Here is a 19,787-nt window from a genome sequence, read left to right as displayed (position 1 = left end):
AGGGGGTATGCGGATTTCCGGACCAGCGTACGCGAGGGGCCTCGGCGGGCTCGGGACGGGGCCGGTCAGCCGCCGCTCCTGGTGAGCGTCGCGGTGGGCCTGCCGCCGCGGGGGTCGTCGGAGGTGAAGGCGAGCCTGCCGCCCGCGGCGAGGGTGTACGTCACGGTCGCCGTCTCGCCCGTGCACAGGGCGGACTTCTCCCCGTCGGTGACCTCCTCCAGCGTGATCCTGGTGCTCGTGGCGGAGATGAGCTTCGCCTTGCTGCGGCACTCCAGGAGGCCGAGCGCGGAATAGTTCGTACGCACGACGTAGGCGCCCCTGCCGCCGGCGGTGACGGTGCTGGTCATGGTGCCGTTGGGGGTGCCGTCGGACTGGATGACCGAGCCGGTCCAGGTGCCGAGGAATTCTTTCGGGACGGCACGGGCCGACGCGGGGCCGCTGGAGCCCGCCGGCGGGTGCGACGCCTTGCCGGCGTCGTGGCTGCCGCCGGGCAGTACGTCCAGGACGAACAGCGCCGTCGTGGTGGCGGCCAGGGCGCCGGCGACGGTCAGCACGAGGGTGCAGCTGAGGCGGCGCCTTTTGCGCATGGCAGCGGCGCCGTGGGCGGTCTCCGTGGGTGCCTGCGCCGGGTCTTGCCCCTGCCCCGCCCTTTCACCTCCCCCAGCTACCGCTGGGAGGTGCCCCCATGTCCTCATTCGCCGGACAGGCTGGTTGTTGCCCGGAACCGGCTGCGAATTGCTGCCCGGAACCGGCTGCGAATGCAGCCCGTTCGGCGATTGAGGACCGGGGTCCGGCGCGGAGCCCTCCAGGTCGAGCAGTTCCACCGCCTGCCGGCTGACCCGCTCCACGAGCGGCCCCGGCAGCCATCCCGGGCGCGGGAGCGCGCCGGCGCCCTCCGGGCCGGCGAGGAGGCGCGCGATCTCCTGAGGGGCCGGCCGGTCCTGCGGGGCCTTGGCCAGGCAGGCCGTCACGAGCTCCCGCAGGCCGCCCGTGAGCGCGGGGCCCAGCACCGGGCTCTCGTGCACGACCTTGTAGAGCAGGGCCGCCGAGCTGTCGCCGGGAAAGGGCGGCTCGCCCGTGGCCGCGTACGTCAGGACCGCGCCCAGGGAGAAGACGTCCGCCGCTCCGGTGACGCCCTGGCCCAGGATCTGCTCGGGCGCCATGTAGCCCGGGGAGCCGACGGAGACGCCGGTGGAGGTCAGGGAGACCGTCCCGTGGACGGCCCGGGCGATGCCGAAGTCGATCAGGCGGGGGCCGTCGAGGGCCAGCAGGACGTTCGACGGCTTGACGTCGCGGTGCACCAGCCCCAGCCCGTGCACCGCCGCCAGCGCCTGTGCGAGGCCCGCGCCCAGCGCCCGTACCGTCCCCGGCGGCAGCGGGCCCGCCTCGGCGACGGCCTGGGTGAGCGAGGGCCCGGCCACGTAGCCCGTCGCCACCCACGGCACCGCGGCGTCCGGGTCCGCGTCCAGCACCGGCGCCGTCGCGCCCGCCAGGGCGACCCCGACCCGCCGGGCCGACTCCACCTCTCTGCGGAAACGCGCCCGGAACTCCTCATCGAGGGCGAAATGTGGATGGACCACCTTGACGGCGACCGTGCGGCCGCCCGCGCTGCGTCCGAGGTACACCCGCCCCATGCCGCCCGCGCCGAGCCTGCCCAGCAGCCGGTACGCGCCTATGACCTGCGGGTCGTCCACCGACAACGGCTGCATCGGGCCTTTCGCCTCCCCCTTGAGGGGGCCCTGCGGCCCCGATTCGAGCCTATGACTCAATTCACGGGACGTCCCAGGAACCCCGACCCCTGGTTTGCCCATCCCCTAGGACGGAACAAACCGTCATGTCCTTCGGGGCAGCAGCATCATCCGGAGCGACGCGATGGCGCACTCACCCAGCGGGGGCTACCAGCCCAACGGGGGCTACCAGCAGACGGGCGGCTACCCGCCGCCTCCCCCCAACGGCTACCAGCAGCCCCACCCCAACGGCGACTACGACAACCACGGCGATTACGGCGACTACCCGCCCAACGGCTCCTACCAGTCCCAGGGCCGCAAGCGGGCTTCCCGCGCCAAAAAATGGATGATCATAGTCGCGTCCATAGCCACGCTCGGCCTGATCGCCGGCGGGGTCCTCAAGTACTTCGAGATCGGTCCCTTCTCCGAGAAGGGCAAGCCGGTCAGCTTCGGCTCGGGCGACAATAAGGGCGGCCAGGCGGGCGGCACCAACGGCGCGAAGCCGGCCGACTCCAAGACGCTCATGCCGACCGGCCCGAAGGCCGACTTCCGCGTGGCCAACACCCTCGGCGACGGCACCAAGATCGGCGTGGTCACCCTGGACGGCCCCAAGTCGGGCTTCAAGGGCAAGGTCTGGGTCTGGGCGCCGAAGCAGTACGACGACCCGAAGTACAAGGACAGCGGCTTCCCGGTCATGGTCGCGCTGCCCGGTGGCCCCGGCTACCCGAACAACTACTGGATGGGCACCGACCTCGGCCTCCAGCAGAGCATCAGCAAGTGGTCGCAGGAGGGCAAGAGCCTGCCCTTCATCCTCGCCATGCCGGTCCTGAACCCGGACGACAAGCACTACTACGACGGTAGTGACATCCCCGGCCAGGCCAAGATGGGCACGTGGCTGACGGAGGACGTCCCGGAGCTGGTGAAGCAGAACTTCCGCACCCTGAAGTCGCGTGACGGCTGGGCCTTCATGGGCTCCTCCTCCGGTGGCTTCGCGGGCTTCAAGGCCGTGCTGAAGCACCCGGACAAGTTCAAGGCCGTGATCGCGTCCGGCCCCGACATCGTCCCGGACTCCCCCCTGTGGAAGGGGCACGAGAAGGAGATGGCGGAGAACAACCCGGAGGTCCTGGCCAAGCGCCTGATCGACACCAAGGGCCCGGACGTCTACGTCGCCTTCCAGGTGGGTACGGCGGAACCACCCATCGTGATGAGCCAGGTCAAGAAGTTCCAGGCGCAGTACGGCAAGGGCCCGGTGCACACCATGCTGCGGGAGATCCCCGGCGGTAAGCACAACGCCAAGACATACGTACCGAACATGGGCGAGGGACTGATCCAGTACATCAGTCAGCACATGGAAGGCCCCACGCCCTCCTCCTGACACCCGCCGCCGGGCCCCGGTGGTTCCACGGGAGCACGGCATCGCCGCTGCCGGTCAACGAAAAGCCCTGATCCCTCCACCCGGAGGGGTCAGGGCTTCAGCAGTTCCACGTGCACATCGGCGGGGAAGCCCGTCGTCGGCCCGGTGCGGCGGGCGAACTCCGCCACCCCGGCCAGCTGGTCCGGGCCGAAGCGGAAGTCCAGCGTGGTGAAGTAGCGCTCCAGCAGTCCGGCGTCGAAGGCCTCCCAGCGGGCCGCCTGCTCGGCGACCTTCCCGACCTCCTGCAGCGACACGTCCCGGGACGCCAGGAACGCCTCGTGCACCTTGGCGACGATGCGCGGCTCGCGGGCCAGATAGTCGCGGCGGGTCGCCCACACGGCGAAGACGAACGGCAGGCCCGTCCAGTCCTTCCACATCTGCCCCAGGTCGTGGACCTCCAGGCCGAGCCGGGGCGCATCGTGCAGCGAGGCCCGCAGGGCGGCGTCCCCGATCAGTACGGCCGCGTCCGCCTCCTGCATCATCGCGCCCAGGTCCGGCGGGCAGGTGTAGTAGTCGGGCGTCACCGAGTAGCGCTCGGCGAGCAGGAGCTGCGCCAGCCGCACCGAGGTGCGCGAGGTGGAGCCGAGCGCGACCCTGGCCCCGTCGAGCCGGTCAAGCGGCAGCTGCGAGACGATCACGCACGACATGACCGGGCCGTCGCAGCCCACGGCGATGTCCGGCAGGGCGACGAGCTCGTCGGCGTTCTTCAGGAACTCGACCAGCGTGACCGGGGCGATGTCGAGCTCGCCCCGGACGAGCTGCTCGCTGAGCTTCTCGGGGGTGTCCTTGGTCAGATCCAGGTCGAGCAGCGTGCCGGTCCGGGCGAGGCCCCAGTACAGGGGCAGGCAGTTGAGGAACTGGATGTGGCCGACGCGGGGGCGGGTACGGAGCCGCTGCGGCCCGTCGACGGCGATCGCTGCATCTGAGGCTGAATTGTCCACATCCGGAGGCTAGCCCCGGGCTGCCGGGGCCGCTGGCCCGGGGTGCCCCGCGACAGGAGCCCGACCAGCGATCTTTTCCTCTCGGAAGGGCCGGAAAACCCTCCCTGGGCGTGATCTTCGACTCCTTCCGCACGCGAACATCGCGTGCTAGGCTCGCCGCAAGTTGCAGTTTGGTTTCCCTTGCAGTACAGAGCCTGCGGAGCATGTGACCCGCAGGCTTTTGTAGTTTTCAGACTTCTCGCAGGTTCTGGAGCAGGGCAACCCTTTGGGCCCAAGGAGGGCTTTATGGCTACCGGAACCGTGAAGTGGTTCAACGCTGAAAAGGGCTTTGGCTTCATCGCCCAGGACGGCGGGGGCCCCGACGTCTTCGTTCACTACTCCGCGATCAACGCCTCTGGTTTCCGCTCCCTCGAGGAGAACCAGCAGGTCAACTTCGACGTCACGCAGGGCCCGAAGGGTCCGCAGGCGGAGAACGTCACCCCGGTCTGATCCTCGGATCTCTCCGGTACGACGGCTCGGCCGATCGCGGTCGACTTTGCTGTACCCAAGGAGCCCTGCCTCCCGCTTCGGCGGAAGGCAGGGCTCCTGCCTTTCCCCGGCCGTACCCCTTCTCACGGCCGGTGGTTTTTAACTTCTTTCACTTGAGTAACTTCGTTCACCGGCCTCGCTCGTACAGCGCATCGATTTCCGCCGCATAGCGCCGGCTGATCGCCGCGCGGCGGATTTTGAGGGTGGGGGTGAGCGCCCCGCTCGCCACGCCGAAGTCCTCGTCCAGGACCGTGAACGCACGGATCCGCGCGGGCCGGGCGACCTGCTCGTTGGCCGCGTCCACCGCCTCCTGGCACAGCCGCCGCACCGCCGGGTGCCGGGCCGGGCCGGCGTCCTCGAAAACCACCCCCTCGCGGGCCGCCCACGCCTCGATCTCCCCGGCATCCAGGGTGAGCAGCGCCACCGGGTACGGGCGGCGGTCGCCGACCATGACGGCGCGGGAGATCCAGCGGGACTGCTGGAGGGCGAACTCCACCAGCGACGGCGTGAGGTTCTTGCCGCTCGACGTGATGATCAGGTCCTTCTTGCGGCCGGTGATGCTGAGGTAGCCGTCCGCGTCCAGGGTGCCGACGTCGCCGGTGTGCAGCCAGCCCTGCGCGTCCAGCGCCTCGGCGGTCGCGGCCGGGTTGCCGTGGTAGCCGGGGAAGACGCCGGGCCCCCGGGCCAGGACCTCCCCGTCCTCCGCGATCCGCACCTCGCACCCCTGAACCGGCCGCCCGACCGTGCCGTAGCGGACCGCGTCCCGGTGATTGAGGGTGATCACGCCCGAGGACTCGGTCATGCCATAGCCCTCGTACACCGCGATGCCGCAGGCGCGCAGCAGGTCCAGGGTCTGCGGCGCGATGGGCGCGGCCCCGGTCAGGGCCCAGCGCAGCCGGCCGCCGAAAATCGCCCGGACGGGTGCGAACAGGCTCTTCTCCGCCGCCTCCCACGCCGCCCGCAGCTCCTCGTCCGGTTCCTCGCCCCGCGCGCGGGCCTCGGCCACCGCCAGCCCGGTCCGTACGGCGGCCGCCAGCCAGGCCGGGCCGTCCGGGCCCCGGGCCTCGGCGAGGGAGACCACCGTGGCGTGCACCTTCTCGAACAGGCGCGGCACCGACGGCAGATGGGTGGGCCGGACCTCGGCCAGCTCGGCGACGACGTTCTCGACCCGGCCGCCGAAGTAGCACAGGGTGCCGCCGCGGCGCAGCGCCGTCAGCTCGATGAGCTGGCCGAGGATGTGGGCGAGCGGCAGGTAGAGGTAGGTGGTGTCGCCCGGGCCGCCCTCGCTGAGGTGGGCGGTGGCGTCCTGGTTGGCGACGATGTTGCCGTGGGTGAGGCGGCAGCCCTTGGGGAGGCCGGTGGTGCCGGAGGTGTAGACGATGGTGCACAGGTCCTCGCTCCTGCGGGCCGCGCTCCGCGCGAGGAGCTCCTCCAGCGGCGCCCCGGCCGGCAGGTGCCCGAGGACCGGGATACGCGCGGCGCCGCCGTCCCCGTCGATGAGCACCAGGTGCCTCAGTCCGGGCAGCTTCGCCCGGACCGCCTCGACCCGTGCGGCCTGGGCGGCGTTCTCGCAGACGACGACCGAGGCGGCCGAGTCGCCCAGGACCCAGGCCAGTTCGTCCTCGCCGGCCGTCGGATAGACCGGCACCACGACCGCCCCGGCGGCGAGCGCCCCGAAGTGGGCGTGGGTCCACTCCGGCCGGGTCTCGGCGAGGATCGCCACCCGGTCGTCGGGGCGCACTCCGAGCGTGATCAGGCCGCGCCCGACGGCCCGGACGGCATCGCGCAGCCCGTCGTAGCAGGTCTGCGTCCAGCCGTCGCCGTCGCGCGAGCGGCAGCGCAGCGCGGGAAGCCGCCCGTACTGCCCGGCCGTCCATTCGGTGAACTGTGCGAGTGTGCCGGGCCGTTGCCGTTCCTGCTGCCGCACGACGCCTCCCTGGACTGTGCACGGACGACGGATGACATACGCCGTCGACGCTACGAAGCCCACCCGTCGCTCAGGGATGACCGGAATCGTCAGCACCACTGACCGGGACGCTCAACGGCGTTACCGTGCAGGGCATGGGCATGGGCATGCGGACGGTCTCCGTGCACTACGTGCGGGACTCGCTCGGTGGCGCGCGGCGGCTCGGCATCGACACCGCGCCGCTGCTGCAGTGCGCGGGGATACCGCCGCTGCTGCTCGGCGACGACCGGGCGCAGGTGGCGCCCGAGCAGTTCGCGCGGCTGGTGCGGGCGCTGCACCGGGCGACCGGGGACGAGTTCATGGGGCTGGGCGTGGTGCCCAGCCGGCCGGGCACGTTCGCCATGATGTGCTACGCCTGCGTCGGCTGCCGTGACCTGGGTGCGGCGCTGGAGCGGGCGGCGCGGTTCTACGGGCTCTTTCCCGGCGGCCCGGACCTCGCGCTCGAACGGCACGGGAGCGAGGCCGTGTTCGCGGTCCGCAACGACCTGCGCGGGCATGCGGAGGGCCGGTTCCTGGCCGAGTGCGCGATGCTCGTCTGGCACCGGCTGGCGAGCTGGCTGATCGGGCAGCGCATCCTGCTGCGCTGGGCCCGCTTCGCCTGCCCCGCGCCACCGTACGCCGGTGAGTGCGCTCTGATGTTCGGCTGCCCGGTGCGGTTCGGGGCGGGGCCCGCTCCCACGGCTGCGGCCGGGTTCGACGCGCGGTGGCTGACGGCGCCCGTGGTGCGGGACGAGGAGGGCCTGCGGGAGCTGCTGCGGCGGGCCCCGGCGGACCTGCTGAGCCGGCGCGAGTACGGCACGACGGTGGCCGAGCAGGTGCGGCGGGCGTTCCTGCGGTCACTCGGCGAGGGCCGGCCGGCCCGGCTGCCGGAGGTGGCGCAGCTGGCGGCGCGGCTGGCGGTGAGCCCGGCGACGCTGCGCCGGCGGCTGCAGGAGGAGGGCACCTCCTACCAGCGGCTCAAGGACCAGGTGCGGCGGGAAGCGGCGATCAGCGGGCTGGCGGAGGGGCGGGAGCCGATCGCGCAGCTGGCGGCGCGGCTGGGGTTCTCCGAGGACACCGCCTTCCACCGGGCGTTCCGCCGCTGGACGGGGACCACGCCGGGGGCGTACCGGCTCGGCGGCCCGCGGGGGCTGCCCGGCCGGCCCGGGCCCCATGGCGGCGACGTTCGCGGTCAGGAAAGCTGAGCTTTCCGGCCAACGCCTCCTTACCCACCGGTCACTACGGTCGGCCCAGTGCTTCACCTCCATCTGCTTGACCCTCACGGGACAGTTGGGAGAGCCGCATGGACCTGCGCACCAGAGCCCTCGCTGCCTTCGCCGCGCTGGCCGTCTCCTTCGGCCTGGCGGGCGGGACCGCCTCGGCCGGCGAGCCGGCCGGAAGACCGGGCGACATCGTCAGCTCCGCCCCCACCTCCTTCCATCCCCTGCCCGGCCAGCCCACCAACAGCAAGGCCTGGCACATCACCTACCGCTCCACCACCGCCCGCGGCGCCCCCGCCGTCGTCTCCGGCACGGTGATCGTTCCCCAGGACGGCCGGACGGGCCCGCGCCCCCTGGTCACGTACGCCGTCGGCACGGTCGGCCTCGCCGACCACTGCGCCCCCTCCGCCGGCTTCCCGTACGGCACCACCATGGAGGCCAACCTCATCCAGCTCCTGACCGCGCGCGGCTGGGCCGTGGCCGTCACCGACTACGAGGGCCTGGGCACCCCGGGCGAGCACACCTACGCCGTCGGCCGGGCCGAGGGCCACGCCGTCCTGGACGCGGCCCGCGCCGCCCAGCGCCTGCCGGAGGCGGGCCTCGGCACGAAGTCCCCCGTCGGCATCATGGGCTACTCCCAGGGCGGCCAGGCCGGCGGCTGGGCCGCAGAGCTGCACGACTCGTACGCCCCCGAACTGGACGTACGCGGCACGGTCACCGGCGGCGTGCCCGCCAACCTGCTGAAGACCGCCGAGCACAACAACGGCAACATCGGGGCCGGCCTCATCCTCATGGCCGCCACCGGGCAGGACGCGGCCTACCCGGAGCTGAAGCTGGACAGCTACCTCAACGACAAGGGGCGCTCGTACGTCGGCTTCCTGAAGAAGCACTGCGTGATCGTCGACACCGCCGCCGGGCTCTTCAAGCGCATCTCCGACGTGACGGTGAAGAACCCGCTGTACGAGAGCGACTGGCAGCGCGTCCTGCGCTCCTCCGACCTGGGCTCGCATGCCCCGGACCACCCCGTGTACCTCTACCACGGGGTGATCGACGAGCTGATCCCGTACGAGGTCGGCAAGCAGCTGCGCGCCGACTGGTGCACCAGGGGCACCACGGTGCAGTGGAAGTCGCTGCCGCTGGGCGAGCACGTCCTGGGCGTGATCAGCGAGTCGGTGCCGGCGGCGAACTGGCTCGCGGACCGCTTCGCCGGCAGGCCGGCGGCGGGGAACTGTCAGGCCCGCACCGCTTGAGTGCCCGGTCGCCGGGCGGGCCGGACCTCAGCCCGCCCGGCGACACGGCCACGGCACGGGTCAGCGGAGAAGGCCGCCGGTGCCTGCCTCGCCGTACAGCCGGTCGATCTCCGCCGCGAAGTCCCGTTCGATCACGGCCCGCTTCAGCTTCATCGACGGGGTCAGATGGCCGCTCTCCTCCGTGAACTCCACCGGCAGCACCGCGAACCGGCGGACCGACTCCGCCCGTGACACCGCCCTGTTGACCTCGTCCACCGCCTCCTGCACATCGGACAGCAGCCCCTTGTCGCCGACGAGTTCGGCGGCCGGCACGTCCTCCATGCCGTGCATGCCCTGCCAGTGCGCGAGGCCGTCGGGGTCCAGGGTGATCAGGGCGGTGACGTAGGGGCGGTTGTCGCCGACGAGCGCGCACTGGCCCACGAGGGGATGGGCCCGCAGCCGGTCCTCCAGCGGCGCGGGGGCCACGTTCTTGCCGCCGGAGGTGACGATCAGCTCCTTCTTCCGGCCGGTGATGGTGAGGTAGCCGTCGTCGTCGAGGGCGCCCAGGTCGCCGGTGGCGAACCACTCCCCCGGCGCCCCGCCACCCACGGGGCGCTCCGCCTCCTGCCGGCCGGCGTCCCAGTAGCCGGCGAAGACGTGGCCGCCGCGCAGCAGCACCTCGCCGTCCTCCGCGATGCGCACCGCGCTGCCGGGCAGCGGCCAGCCGACCGTGCCGAGCCGGGGGCGCAGCGGCGGGGTGAGGGTGCTGGCGGCCGCGGTCTCGGTCAGTCCGTAGCCCTCGAAGACCTCGATGCCGGCGCCCGTGTAGAAGGCGGCGAGGCGTCTGCCGAGCGGGGAGCCGCCGCTGATGATGTAGCGGACGCGGCCGCCGAGGGCGGCGCGGATGCGGCGGTAGACGAGCGTGTCGTACAGGGCCCGGGCCGCCCTGAGCCGCAGGCCGGGCCCGGCGCCGGTGCCGTGCCTGCGGGAGACGTCCGCCTCCCCGTAGCGCCGGGCCACGAGGGCGGCGCGGTCGAAGGAGGCGGCGCGGCCGAGCTGCTCGGCCGTGGCCCGGCCGGTGTTGTAGATCTTCTCCAGGACGTAGGGAATGGCGAGCAGGAACGTGGGCCGGAACCCTGCCAGGTCCGCGCGGAGTTCGTCGCCGCCGAGGGAGGGCGCGTGCCCCAGCCGTACGCGCGCCCTCAGGCAGCCGACCGCGACCATGCGGCCGAAGACGTGCGAGAGCGGCAGGAACAGGAGCGTGGCCGCGGGCTCCTTGCTGACGGACCGGAAGACCGGGTGCAGCAACTCGGTGCAATTGTCGACTTCTGCGAAGAAGTTGGCGTGCGTGAGGACGCAGCCCTTGGGACGGCCGGTGGTGCCGGAGGTGTAGATGAGGGTGGCGATGTCCCCGGGTGTGCGGCCGGCGCGCCGCTCGGCGACCACGGCGTCCGGCAGGTCGCGCCCGGCGGCGGTGAGCAGGCCGACCGCCCCTGCGTCGATCTGCCAGACGTGGGCGAGGGCGGGCAACCGCCCGCGCTCGGCGCCGACGAGGCGGACCTGCGCGGCGGTCTCGACGACGCAGGCGGCAGCCCCGGAGTCGCCGAGGACCCAGCGGAGCTGGGCGGCGGAAGAGGTGGGATAGACGGGGACGGTGACCAGGCCGGCCGCCCAGGCGGCAAAGTCCAGGAGCGTCCACTCGTAGCGCGTACGGGCCATGATGGCGAGCCGGTCGCCGGGGTGCAGGCCGTGTGCGATCAGCCCCTTGGCCACGGCCCGCACCTCGGCGGCGAAGCGCGCGGCGGTGACGTCGCGCCAGAGGCCGTCGGCCTGCTTGCGGCTGAGGACGATGTCGGCGGGGGCGACGACGGCGTTGTCGAACGGCAGGTCGCCGAGCGAGCCGTGGTGGACGGGCGGTGCCAGCGGGGGCACCGACGCCTCGCGCACGACGCCGGCGACGGCCGTCGTGCGGGGCGGGACGAGGAGGGAGGGGGTTTCGCTGCGGGGTACGGACACGTGCGGCTCCTGTTCCAGACCCACAAGAGACCGATAAGTAACCTTACTCAGCGGTAAAACTATGGCCGTAAAGGTACGCCTCCCAGTCCTGCCCGGCCAGAGGGCCCGCAGTCCTCGCGGCGGGCCCGCGCGGCGCCGCGCGGGTGGCCGCACCGGTGGCCGCACCGGTGGCCGCACCGGTGGCCGCACCGGTGGCCGCACCGGGCCGGCTGCGGCCCGGCTACCGGCGCGAGCGGCAGTCCGCGACCGGCCCGCGGGGACCGTGGCCCCGGCGGCGCCGCGCGGGCGACCGGAGCCGCGCGGGTGACCCGAGCCGGCAGGCGACCGGAGCCGGCGGGCGGCAGGGGGCTCAGGAACGGCCGTCGGGCGACCAGCGCCGTCCGTTCATGAGGTTCTCCAGCCCCACCCAGGCGACGTTCATCAACGTCGCCGCCGTCTCCTGCGCCGACGGGACGTCGTCCGTGCCTGTATTGGCCCAGCACGCGAGCGACTCGGCGGCGCCCACCAGCGCGTGGGCCAGCCCGGAGACCTCGTGCCCGTCCGGCGGGGCGCCGCACCCGGCCGACGCGGTCGCGGCCGTGGCCGCGATCAGCCGGGTGACCAGCGCGACGATCTGCTGCCGCAGCTCCGCCACCACCAGCGCGAACGGCCCCCCGTGCGTACGCGCCTGGCAGCTGAGCACCGCCCAGCCGGAGGGATGCTCGGCGGTGTACGCGAAGAAGGCGCGCAGCCCGCTCCACAGCCGGGCGTCGGCGGGGGCGTCCGGCTCGCTCGCGGCGCCCACCGCCGCCATCAGCGCCTCGGCCTCGCGCCGGATGCAGGCGCTGAAGAGCTCTTCCTTCGAGTTCAGATAGAGGTACACCAGCGGCTTCGATGCCCCGGCCAGCTCGGCGATCTCGTCCATGGACGCCGCGTTGTAGCCGCGCCGGGCGAAGACCTCCACGGCCGCGTCGAGCATCTGACGCTCACGCACCTCCCGCGGCATGCGCCTGATCTTGCCGCTGCCGCCCTTCCGCTTGGCCTTCTGCTCCATCGCGACACGTGCGGCGCCGGTCTGCGCACTTCCCATCGGCGGTACAACCTCTGCGTCATTTACGACATTCATGTCAAAAATCCCTCCCCCCCGTCACATTACCGGCAGGTAATATCACGCGGAGGAGGGACGTCAAGGGGAGAGATCAAGCCGTCGAGGCACTTCTCCGGCGCGCACACCACGAGCCGGCAGTCGATCGAACGTCCAGCGCGTCCTGCGCACGGGTGCGCGCTGCCATGACCCCAGAGACCGACAGGGCCCGCCGACACCCGCTTCGGTGGCACGCTGCGCACACACGTCGGCACTTTGCGTGAAATCACCCATGCGGTGCCGCCGATGGACGGCCCGGGACGACAACTGGCGACATGCCGATCGAAACCCGGGGGCGTGAGGGCCGGTAGTGATCCTGCTTGCCGTTCGGTTGGGCGTCGATGGTCGCTGTTCCGAACGGCAACGGCAGGGCGCGGGACTTCAGGCGGCTGCGAGGGTGGCCGGCGACGCCTCGGCCTGGCCGGCGAGGCCGGGCCGGGCAGCGGGACATGAGCGGGATGAACGCCCACTGGGTCTGGGCTTCGGGGTGGCCTGGGGCTGGTGATCCGTTGTCATGTGCGGCCTGACGTCCGCCGGGCGTGGCGGGCACAGTGCCTGGGAGCTGGTTGGGACGAGTGTCAACACCGCGACGGGGCAGGCCTCGTGCCGGTGACAGCGGTGAGGGCTGGCCGGATGCAGCGACCTCTTCAAGGGGACGGGTCAACTCGGCATGGGCGAGGATCCGCCGTTTCGGCGAACGCCGGAAGGTTTGAGGTGACCTGGGCCGTGGGCGGAATCGTCACGGTCGTCAGCTCTCTCCGGGCGGCCGTTCGAGCAGGCGTCAGGTGTGTGGTGTGACGGTGCCGTTTCCGGTCGGGTGTTTTGACCGGCGGGTTATCGCACCGGTACCCCTTGGGCCTCGCGGAGCAGCCCCCCTCGGGTGGTGGCCCGGGCCCGGGCCTTCCAGCCGTTGTTCAGCGGCGCGGGCCCGGTGCTCCGCACACCTCCGCCGTGCGCACTCATGTGCTGTGCCTCGCGTTTCGGGGCGTGCGGCGGTTTTCCTCTCCAAGTGACCCAACAAGGAGCACGTGATGTTCTCGATGCGTAGCCGCCTGGCGGCTGTGACGCTTGTCCTGGTGGCCGGTGGTGCGGTGCTGGGCCAGGCGTCGGCGGCGGTGGCCGACGACCACGACCGCCACGGCGGTTTCCCCGTCCTGGTGGTCTCCCCGGCACCGGGGAAGCTGACCAAGGAGCACAAGATCACCGACACCTTCCAGTACGACCCGAAGGCGTCGGGTTCTTCGCAGGAGCAGCCGCCGCCCCCCGGTGGTGGCTCCGCCCAGCCGTCGGCTCCCGAGCCGGGCCCGGTGTCCAACGCCAAGGACACGGCGAACCAGGCCGTGCAGTCGGCTGCCTCCGGCGCCGGGAGCACGGCCGACTCAGCTCTCAAGTAGTCCAGGCCGCGCCGGCCTGTCCACCGGCGTGGATGTGGCGCCGGGGGAGGCGCTGCTCTTCGGGCAGCGTCTCCCCCGCTGGCCACCAGGCAGTGTCTGGTGGCGGGACAGAAGCGCGTTCGCACGGTCTTCCGGAAATACGGACGAACCAGTCGCACGACCGGATGGTTTCACGACTATGACGGAGCTCACCCCACCCTGCACTGAAGGGCGTACCCGGCTTCGTGCCGGTGCCCCTGACCTCGGGCGAGATCAGGGGCACCGTCGCACTCTATGCAGCTAGGCAACTAGGCAGCGGCTGCAACCGCCTGCGGCTGAGTCTCGGTCTCGGCAACGCCGAGCTTCGAGCCGTCGGCCGTGGCGTACGCGTCACGGTCCAGGATGTTCTCGCGGGACGCGACAATGATCGGGATCACGGATTGTCCAGCAACATTGGTCGCCGTCCTCATCATGTCCACGATCGGGTCGATGGCCAGCAGCAGGCCCACGCCCGCCATCGGCAGGCCCAGCGTCGACAGCGTCAGGGTCAGCATCACGGTGGCACCGGTCAGTCCGGCGGTGGCGGCCGAGCCGATGACGGAGACGAACGCGATCAGGACGTAGTCCTTGATCTCCAGCGGCACGCCGAAGACCTGCGCGACGAAGATGGCGGCGATGGCCGGGTAGATCGAGGCGCAGCCGTCCATCTTGGTCGTCGAGCCGAACGGCACCGCGAAGGAGGCGTACTCCTTCGGCACGCCGAGCCGCTCGGTGACCTTCTGCGTCAGCGGCATCGTGCCGACGGAGGAGCGGGAGACGAAGGCCAGCTGGATGGCGGGCCAGGCGCCCTTGAAGAACTGCAGCGGGTTGACCTTGGCGACCGTGGCCAGCAGCAGCGGGTAGACGCCGAAGAGGACGATGGCGCAGCCGACGTAGATGTCGGCGGTGAACGTGGCGTACTTGCCGATCAGATTCCAGCCGTAGGTGGCGATGGCCGTGCCGACCAGGCCCAGGCTGCCCAGCGGGGCGAGCCGGATGACCCACCACAGGACCTTCTGCAGCAGCTCCAGCGCGGACTGGCTGAGATCGAGGACCGGCTTGGCCTTGTCGCCGAGCTGGAGGATGGCGATGCCCGCGGCGGCGGCCATGAAGACGATCTGCAGGACGTTCAGCTGGGTGAACGGGGTGATGACGTCGGTGGGGACGATCCCGGTCAGGAAGTCCAGCCACGAGCCGTGCTTCTTGGGCTCGGCGCCGTCGGCGGGCGTCAGGCCGGTGCCTGCTCCGGGGTCGGTGATCAGGCCGATCGCGAGGCCGATCACGACCGCGATCAGCGACGTGATCATGAACCACATCAGGGTGCGGGTGGCCAGCCGTGCGGCGTTGGAGACGTTCCGCAGGTTGGTGATCGACACCAGGATGGCGAAGAAGACCAGCGGGGCGATCACCACCATCAGCAGCTGGACGAACAGGTCGCCGATCTTGCCGAGCGTGACCTCCAGCCAGTGGATGTCACCGCTCTTGGCCGCCCAGCCCAGCAGGGCGCCCAGCACGAGGCCGAGCAGGATCTGGGCCCAGAAGGGGACGTTGAGGATGCGCGATATGCGCCCGCGCTGAGCGGACGCCGGGTTGGACGGGGGCGTCGACATGCCGAACACGTTAACACCGCTGCTTTGAGCTACCCAAAGGGAAACTTTGAGACCTATGTGACGCGGCCGCCCGGAATACACCGACGCCCCGCCACGGAACGGCTGTTCCGTGGCGGGGCGTCGCCGGGAGTGTGAGGAGACTTACACGCCTTGCTCGGGATTGGGGTGGTTTACACCCCGTCCTCCTGGCCGGCGTTGGCATTGATCCGCGCCTTGGCCCGGTCCACGCGCTCCACGATCTGCTCGGACATGGCGTCGCGCTGCTTGCGCAGCAGGACCCAGCTCAGCGGCGCGGAGAGGATGAGCGCGAGCAGCACCATCCACACGAGGTTCGAGCTGCCGACGCCGAGCGGGATGACGCGCGCGGCGCACAGCCCCCAGACGGCGGCGAAGCATGCGATGAGCAGTCCGACACGCGCAGCGGTGTAACGGAGCGAGGCGTACTTCTGGCTACTCACGGACGGGACCTTCTTCTCAACGGCAACCGAAAGGGTCTGCTCCAGTACAGCACGGCCCGGAGTGGATCTCAGAGGCGCATCGGCTGGGGGGACTCCCGCAGCGAGGCGTCGGGGCCGGGGTACTCGCGGATGACCTCGTAGCGGGTGTTGCGCTCGACGGGCCGGAAGCCGGCCTCGCGGATCAGCTCCAGCAGGTCGTCCCGGGTGAGCTTGTTCGGCGTGCCGTAGTTGTCGGCATCGTGCGTGATCTTGTACTCGACGACCGAGCCGTCCATGTCGTCCGCGCCGTGCTGCAGCGCGAGCTGGGCGGTCTGGACGCCGTGCATGACCCAGAAGACCTTGACGTGCTGGATGTTGTCGAGGAGCAGCCGCGAGACCGCGAAGGTCTTGAGCGCCTCGGCACCCGTCGCCATGCTGGTGCGCGCCTGGAGGCGGTTGCGGACCTTGCCGTCCTTCATGTCCACGAAGTCGTGCTGGTAGCGCAGCGGGATGAAGACGTGGAAGCCGCCGGTCTCGTCCTGCAGTTCCCGCAGGCGCAGCACGTGGTCCACGCGGTGGCGCGGCTCCTCGATGTGCCCGTAGAGCATCGTCGCCGGGCCCTTGAGGCCCTTGGAGTGCGCGAGGCGGTGGATGCGCGACCAGTCCTCCCAGTGGGTGTCGTGGTCGACGATGTGCTGGCGGACCTCCCAGTCGAAGATCTCCGCGCCGCCGCCGGTCAGCGACTCCAGGCCGGCGTCGATCAGCTCGTCGAGGATCTCGGAGGCGGTCAGGCCGGAGATCTTCTCGAAGTGCTGGATCTCGGTGGCGGTGAAGGCCTTCAGGGAGACGCCCGGCAGCGCCTCCTTGAGCGCCTTGAGCGAACGCGGGTAGTAACGCCAGGGAAGGGTGGGGTGCAGGCCGTTGACGATGTGCAGCTCGGTGAGGTTCTCGTTCTCCATCGCCTTGGCGAGGCGGACGGCCTCCTCGATGCGCATCGTGTACGCGTCCTTCTCGCCCGGCTTGCGCTGGAACGAGCAGTACGCGCACGACGCCGTGCACACGTTGGTCATGTTGAGGTGGCGGTTGACGTTGAAGTGGACGACGTCACCGTTCTTCTGCGTCCGGACGTGGTGCGCCAGTCCGCCCAGCCAGGCCAGGTCGTCGGACTCGTAGAGGGCGATGCCGTCCTCGCGGGTCAGCCGCTCCCCGGCGTGGACCTTCTCCTCCAGCTCGCGCTTGAGCCCCGCGTCCATGGATACGCCCGCCTCTCCTGGTACTTCCGGCACTTCCGCCTACAACCGCTTCGAGCGTACTCCCCCGCTTTCAGCCCTCTTCGGGCAGCTCGCCCACCCGGTTCTCCCACTTGGTGGAGAGCACGATCGTGGTGCGGGTGCGGCTGACGCCCTTGGTACCGGACAGCCGGCGGATGGTGCGCTCCAGCCCGTCCACGTCGCCGACGCGGACCTTGAGCATGTACGAGTCGTCGCCGGCGATGAACCAGCAGTCCTCGATCTCCTCCAGGTCGCGCAGCCGGCGCGCGACATCCTCGTGGTCGGCGGCGTCCGAGAGCTGGATGCCGATCAGGGCGGTGACGCCCAGGCCGAGCGAGGCGGAGTTGACGGTCGCGCGGTAGCCCGTGATGACGCCCGCCGCTTCCAGGCGGTTGATCCGGTCCGTGACGCTCGGTCCGGAGAGGCCCACCAGCCGGCCCAGCTCCGCGTACGAGGCACGGCCGTTCTCCCGCAGGGCCTGGATGAGCTGCCTGTCCACCGCGTCCATTGCCTGGCACCTTTCAATAATCAGCGAACTCGCCGGTTTACGTGTAGAATCTAAGGCATACAGGGTCCGAGACCCCGCAAATCTTTCACCAGATCAGTGAATCATCGACGATCCTTCGATCCTCAGGAGTGAAGCCCCCGTGTACTCGATCGAGATGGCCTACGCCCGGATGCGCGAGCTGCAGGACCTGGCCAACCGCTCGCGTGCCCACCAGTCCCCCGACCCGCGCGCCACCCTGGCGAAGCTCCGCCTGCCGCGCGCGAAGAAGCGCTAGCTCGCATCGCGAGCCCCGCTCGCACTCGCACCACCGAGCTCTCCTTCCCAACGGCGGTACAGCCGGTGCGGCACTCCCGCCGCGTCCAGCACCCGCCCGGCGACGAAGTCCACCAGATCCTGGATGTGCGTCGCCCCCGCGTAGAACGCCGGCGAGGCGGGCAGCACCACGGCTCCCGCTTCGTCGAGCGCCACGAGCTGCTTGAGCGTCTGACCGCTCAGCGGCGTCTCGCGCACCGCGACGATCAACGGCCGGCGCTCCTTGAGCGTCACGCTCGCCACCCGCTGCAGCAGATCCTTCGACAGACCGAGGGCCACGCCGGCCACGCTCGCCGTGCTGGCGGGAACGATCAGCATGCCCTGCACGGGGTACGAGCCCGACGAGGGCCCGGCGGCGAGATCGCCGGCCGCCCAGTGGCGCACATCCGACACATCGGCCTCGAACGTCCCCGGCTTGCCGTCCGCGCCCCGCGCCAGCCAGGCGCGCAGGTCCTCCTGCCAGTGTGCGTCCCGGAAGCGGATCCCGGTCTCGTCGAGCAGCGTCAGGCGCGCGGCCCGGCTGACGACCAGGTCCACGGACTGCCCCGCCGCCAGCAGCCCGCGCAGCACGGCTGCGGCGTACGGCGTCCCGGACGCGCCGGAGACCCCGACCACCCAGGGCCGGCGTTGCGTTGTGTGTTCGTACGGCTCCACGGCATCGAGCCTATCCGGACAGCGATGGCCGACCGGCCCATGTCTGCGGGCGGACGGACCGCGGGGGGCTTGACGGCACCTTGACAGCGCCTTGGCGGGATAGTCCTTTGACATGCTTATCGCCCTGGACTTAAGTGGCTTCGCACTTTCACAGCACCTGCCACTGGGGGGATTCACCATCTACACCAAGCGCAAGGGTCTGGCCGCCGCCGGCTGCGTGGCTCTCATCGCCGCCGCGACCGTCGCCTGCGACCCCACCGACAAGCTCAGCCCCGAGGGCAAGGTGGAACGCGCCTTCGACAAGCTGAGCCGGCAGAAGTCCCTGTCCGCCGAGTTCGGCTTCGACGCGAACGCGGACAAGATCTTCAGCGCCATGAAGGACCAGAAGGACTTCGACCGCGAGGCCGCCGACCTCCTGGCGAGCCTGAAGCTCTCGTTCGCCATCAGCAACGACAAGCCGCTGGGGGACGTCCAGGAGGGCGACAGGAGCGGTGCAGGAACGTTCAAGCTGGCGAAGGGCGACAAGACCCTGGTCGAGATCCGCTCCGTCGGCGAGAAGTTCTACGCGCGCGGCGACATCAAGACCCTGGCCGAGCTCGGTGGCAAGAGCAAGAGCGCCAGGAGCAAGGACCGAAGCGAGCTGGGCGGCCGCGGCAAGAAGGCCATCGACGACCTCATCAAGAAGGCCGACCAGCTGCCCCCGTCCCTGGACGCGGTCAAGAGCGCCGTCAAGGGCGACTGGGTGAGCATCGACGCCAAGTCGTTCGAGGAGTTCAGCAAGGCCGCCGGCAAGTCCTCCGGCACCGCGAAGAACGACGGCACGCTCGACCCGAAGGGCCAGAAGCAGGCCCTTGAGGCGATGCGCAAGGCGCTCGTCGACAACGCGAAGTTCGAGGACGCGGGCTCCAGGGACGGCGCCGACCACGTCAAGGTCACCGTCCCCGCGAAGAAGGCCGCGAACGACCTCGCCGAGGGCCTCAAGCCGCTCAAGGACAAGCTCGGCGACAAGTTCAGCAAGCTCACCGAGCTCGACGACGTCCCGGACAAGGACGTCACCGTCGACGTGCGCATCAAGGACGGCATGCTCGCCGGCCTGAGCCTGGACGTGGCCCAGTTCGACAAGAAGGTCAAGGGCGAACTGCCGCTGGCCATCGGCATCAAGGGCGGCGCGGGCAAGGTCGAGGCCCCCGCCGGCGCGAAGGAGCTCAAGCCGCAGGACCTGATGGGCGCGGCGATGTTCCTGTTCGCGGGCGGCGACAGCGGCAGCGGCGGGGACAGCCCCTTCGGCGGCGGCTTCGGCGGCAGTGGCGGCTTCGGCGGCGGCCGCACCAGCTCCTTCTCCAAGGACACCTGACCGCACCTGCCGAACGACGAACGGGCGGCCGCACCCAGCAGGGTGCGGCCGCCCGTTTCGCGTGGTCGCGGGCCGTCGGGCCGACG

At 71.1% G+C, this 19,787-nt stretch carries 17 protein-coding genes; 7 read left to right on the top strand and 10 right to left on the bottom strand.

The features are described from left to right. Positions 1 to 65: 65 nt before the first annotated feature. Positions 66 to 1,709: a serine/threonine-protein kinase gene (locus tag AB0F13_RS22995; RefSeq protein WP_362085347.1), complete on the bottom strand. Its 1,644-nt coding sequence runs from the start codon at positions 1,707 to 1,709 to the stop codon at positions 66 to 68. Positions 1,710 to 2,073: 364 nt separating this feature from the next. On the opposite strand from AB0F13_RS22995, the gene AB0F13_RS22990 reads away from it, so the two are divergent. After that, the gene (locus AB0F13_RS22990; RefSeq protein ID WP_362085528.1) at positions 2,074 to 3,102 is read left to right on the top strand and encodes an alpha/beta hydrolase-fold protein; all 1,029 of its coding nucleotides are present in this window, start codon (positions 2,074 to 2,076) and stop codon (positions 3,100 to 3,102) included. Between the two features lie 89 nt (positions 3,103 to 3,191). Here AB0F13_RS22990 and AB0F13_RS22985 read toward each other — a convergent pair whose 3' ends face one another. Next, a complete protein-coding gene (locus AB0F13_RS22985) occupies positions 3,192 to 4,082 on the bottom strand; it encodes a menaquinone biosynthesis protein (RefSeq protein WP_362085344.1) in 891 nt (296 codons plus the stop codon). A gap of 285 nt (positions 4,083 to 4,367) precedes the next feature. Between AB0F13_RS22985 and AB0F13_RS22980 the strand changes: the two genes are divergently transcribed. Beyond that, entirely contained in the window at positions 4,368 to 4,571 is a 204-nt protein-coding gene (locus tag AB0F13_RS22980) for a cold-shock protein (protein WP_003984261.1), read from the top strand. A 166-nt stretch (positions 4,572 to 4,737) separates the two neighbouring features. Here the strand turns inward: AB0F13_RS22980 and AB0F13_RS22975 are convergent, their stop codons facing one another. Then, positions 4,738 to 6,537, bottom strand: coding sequence for a long-chain fatty acid--CoA ligase (locus AB0F13_RS22975; RefSeq protein WP_362085342.1), 1,800 nt, complete (start codon positions 6,535 to 6,537; stop codon positions 4,738 to 4,740). A gap of 140 nt (positions 6,538 to 6,677) precedes the next feature. On the opposite strand from AB0F13_RS22975, the gene AB0F13_RS22970 reads away from it, so the two are divergent. Next, the gene (locus AB0F13_RS22970) at positions 6,678 to 7,760 is read left to right on the top strand and encodes an AraC family transcriptional regulator (RefSeq protein ID WP_362085525.1); all 1,083 of its coding nucleotides are present in this window, start codon (positions 6,678 to 6,680) and stop codon (positions 7,758 to 7,760) included. Positions 7,761 to 7,858: 98 nt separating this feature from the next. Further along, a complete protein-coding gene (locus AB0F13_RS22965) occupies positions 7,859 to 9,025 on the top strand; it encodes a lipase family protein (protein ID WP_362085339.1) in 1,167 nt (388 codons plus the stop codon). A gap of 60 nt (positions 9,026 to 9,085) precedes the next feature. Here AB0F13_RS22965 and AB0F13_RS22960 read toward each other — a convergent pair whose 3' ends face one another. Both AB0F13_RS22960 and AB0F13_RS22955 read right to left on the bottom strand, forming a co-directional pair. Then, positions 9,086 to 10,951, bottom strand: a complete 1,866-nt coding sequence (locus tag AB0F13_RS22960; RefSeq protein ID WP_362085522.1) for an AMP-dependent synthetase/ligase — start codon at positions 10,949 to 10,951, stop codon at positions 9,086 to 9,088. 418 nt (positions 10,952 to 11,369) lie between these two features. Then, the gene (locus AB0F13_RS22955; RefSeq protein ID WP_362085519.1) at positions 11,370 to 12,005 is read right to left on the bottom strand and encodes a TetR/AcrR family transcriptional regulator; all 636 of its coding nucleotides are present in this window, start codon (positions 12,003 to 12,005) and stop codon (positions 11,370 to 11,372) included. Between the two features lie 1,169 nt (positions 12,006 to 13,174). Between AB0F13_RS22955 and AB0F13_RS22950 the strand changes: the two genes are divergently transcribed. Beyond that, a complete protein-coding gene (locus tag AB0F13_RS22950; RefSeq protein WP_362085336.1) occupies positions 13,175 to 13,537 on the top strand; it encodes a hypothetical protein in 363 nt (120 codons plus the stop codon). Positions 13,538 to 13,824: 287 nt separating this feature from the next. Here the strand turns inward: AB0F13_RS22950 and AB0F13_RS22945 are convergent, their stop codons facing one another. From AB0F13_RS22945 to AB0F13_RS22930, 4 genes are all read right to left on the bottom strand, one after another. Then, positions 13,825 to 15,165 carry a dicarboxylate/amino acid:cation symporter gene (locus AB0F13_RS22945; protein WP_362085333.1) on the bottom strand — a complete coding sequence of 447 codons (1,341 nt, stop codon included), beginning with the start codon at positions 15,163 to 15,165 and terminating at the stop codon, positions 13,825 to 13,827. Positions 15,166 to 15,335: 170 nt separating this feature from the next. Continuing rightward, a complete protein-coding gene (locus tag AB0F13_RS22940; protein ID WP_362085330.1) occupies positions 15,336 to 15,623 on the bottom strand; it encodes a DUF4229 domain-containing protein in 288 nt (95 codons plus the stop codon). 68 nt (positions 15,624 to 15,691) lie between these two features. Then, complete coding sequence (gene mqnE / locus AB0F13_RS22935; RefSeq protein ID WP_362085327.1) at positions 15,692 to 16,855, bottom strand: aminofutalosine synthase MqnE; 1,164 nt, start codon at positions 16,853 to 16,855, stop codon at positions 15,692 to 15,694. 70 nt (positions 16,856 to 16,925) lie between these two features. Next, entirely contained in the window at positions 16,926 to 17,381 is a 456-nt protein-coding gene (locus AB0F13_RS22930; RefSeq protein WP_362085324.1) for an Lrp/AsnC family transcriptional regulator, read from the bottom strand. Between the two features lie 139 nt (positions 17,382 to 17,520). Between AB0F13_RS22930 and AB0F13_RS22925 the strand changes: the two genes are divergently transcribed. After that, positions 17,521 to 17,655, top strand: coding sequence for a hypothetical protein (locus tag AB0F13_RS22925; RefSeq protein ID WP_362085546.1), 135 nt, complete (start codon positions 17,521 to 17,523; stop codon positions 17,653 to 17,655). Here the strand turns inward: AB0F13_RS22925 and AB0F13_RS22920 are convergent. Next, positions 17,652 to 18,347, bottom strand: coding sequence for a UbiX family flavin prenyltransferase (locus tag AB0F13_RS22920; protein WP_362085321.1), 696 nt, complete (start codon positions 18,345 to 18,347; stop codon positions 17,652 to 17,654). The two genes, AB0F13_RS22925 and AB0F13_RS22920, sit on opposite strands and share 4 nt — an antisense overlap. A 112-nt stretch (positions 18,348 to 18,459) precedes the next feature. Here AB0F13_RS22920 and AB0F13_RS22915 point away from each other — a divergent pair, with 112 nt between their 5' ends. Continuing rightward, entirely contained in the window at positions 18,460 to 19,701 is a 1,242-nt protein-coding gene (locus AB0F13_RS22915) for a hypothetical protein (protein ID WP_362085318.1), read from the top strand. Positions 19,702 to 19,787: the final 86 nt, after the last annotated feature.

The sequence above is a fragment of the Streptomyces sp. NPDC026206 genome, assembly GCF_040638465.1.
Lineage (GTDB): Bacteria > Actinomycetota > Actinomycetes > Streptomycetales > Streptomycetaceae > Streptomyces.
The sequence above is the reverse complement of the archived record's forward strand: the minus strand, read 5'-3'. Positions and strand labels throughout refer to the sequence as shown.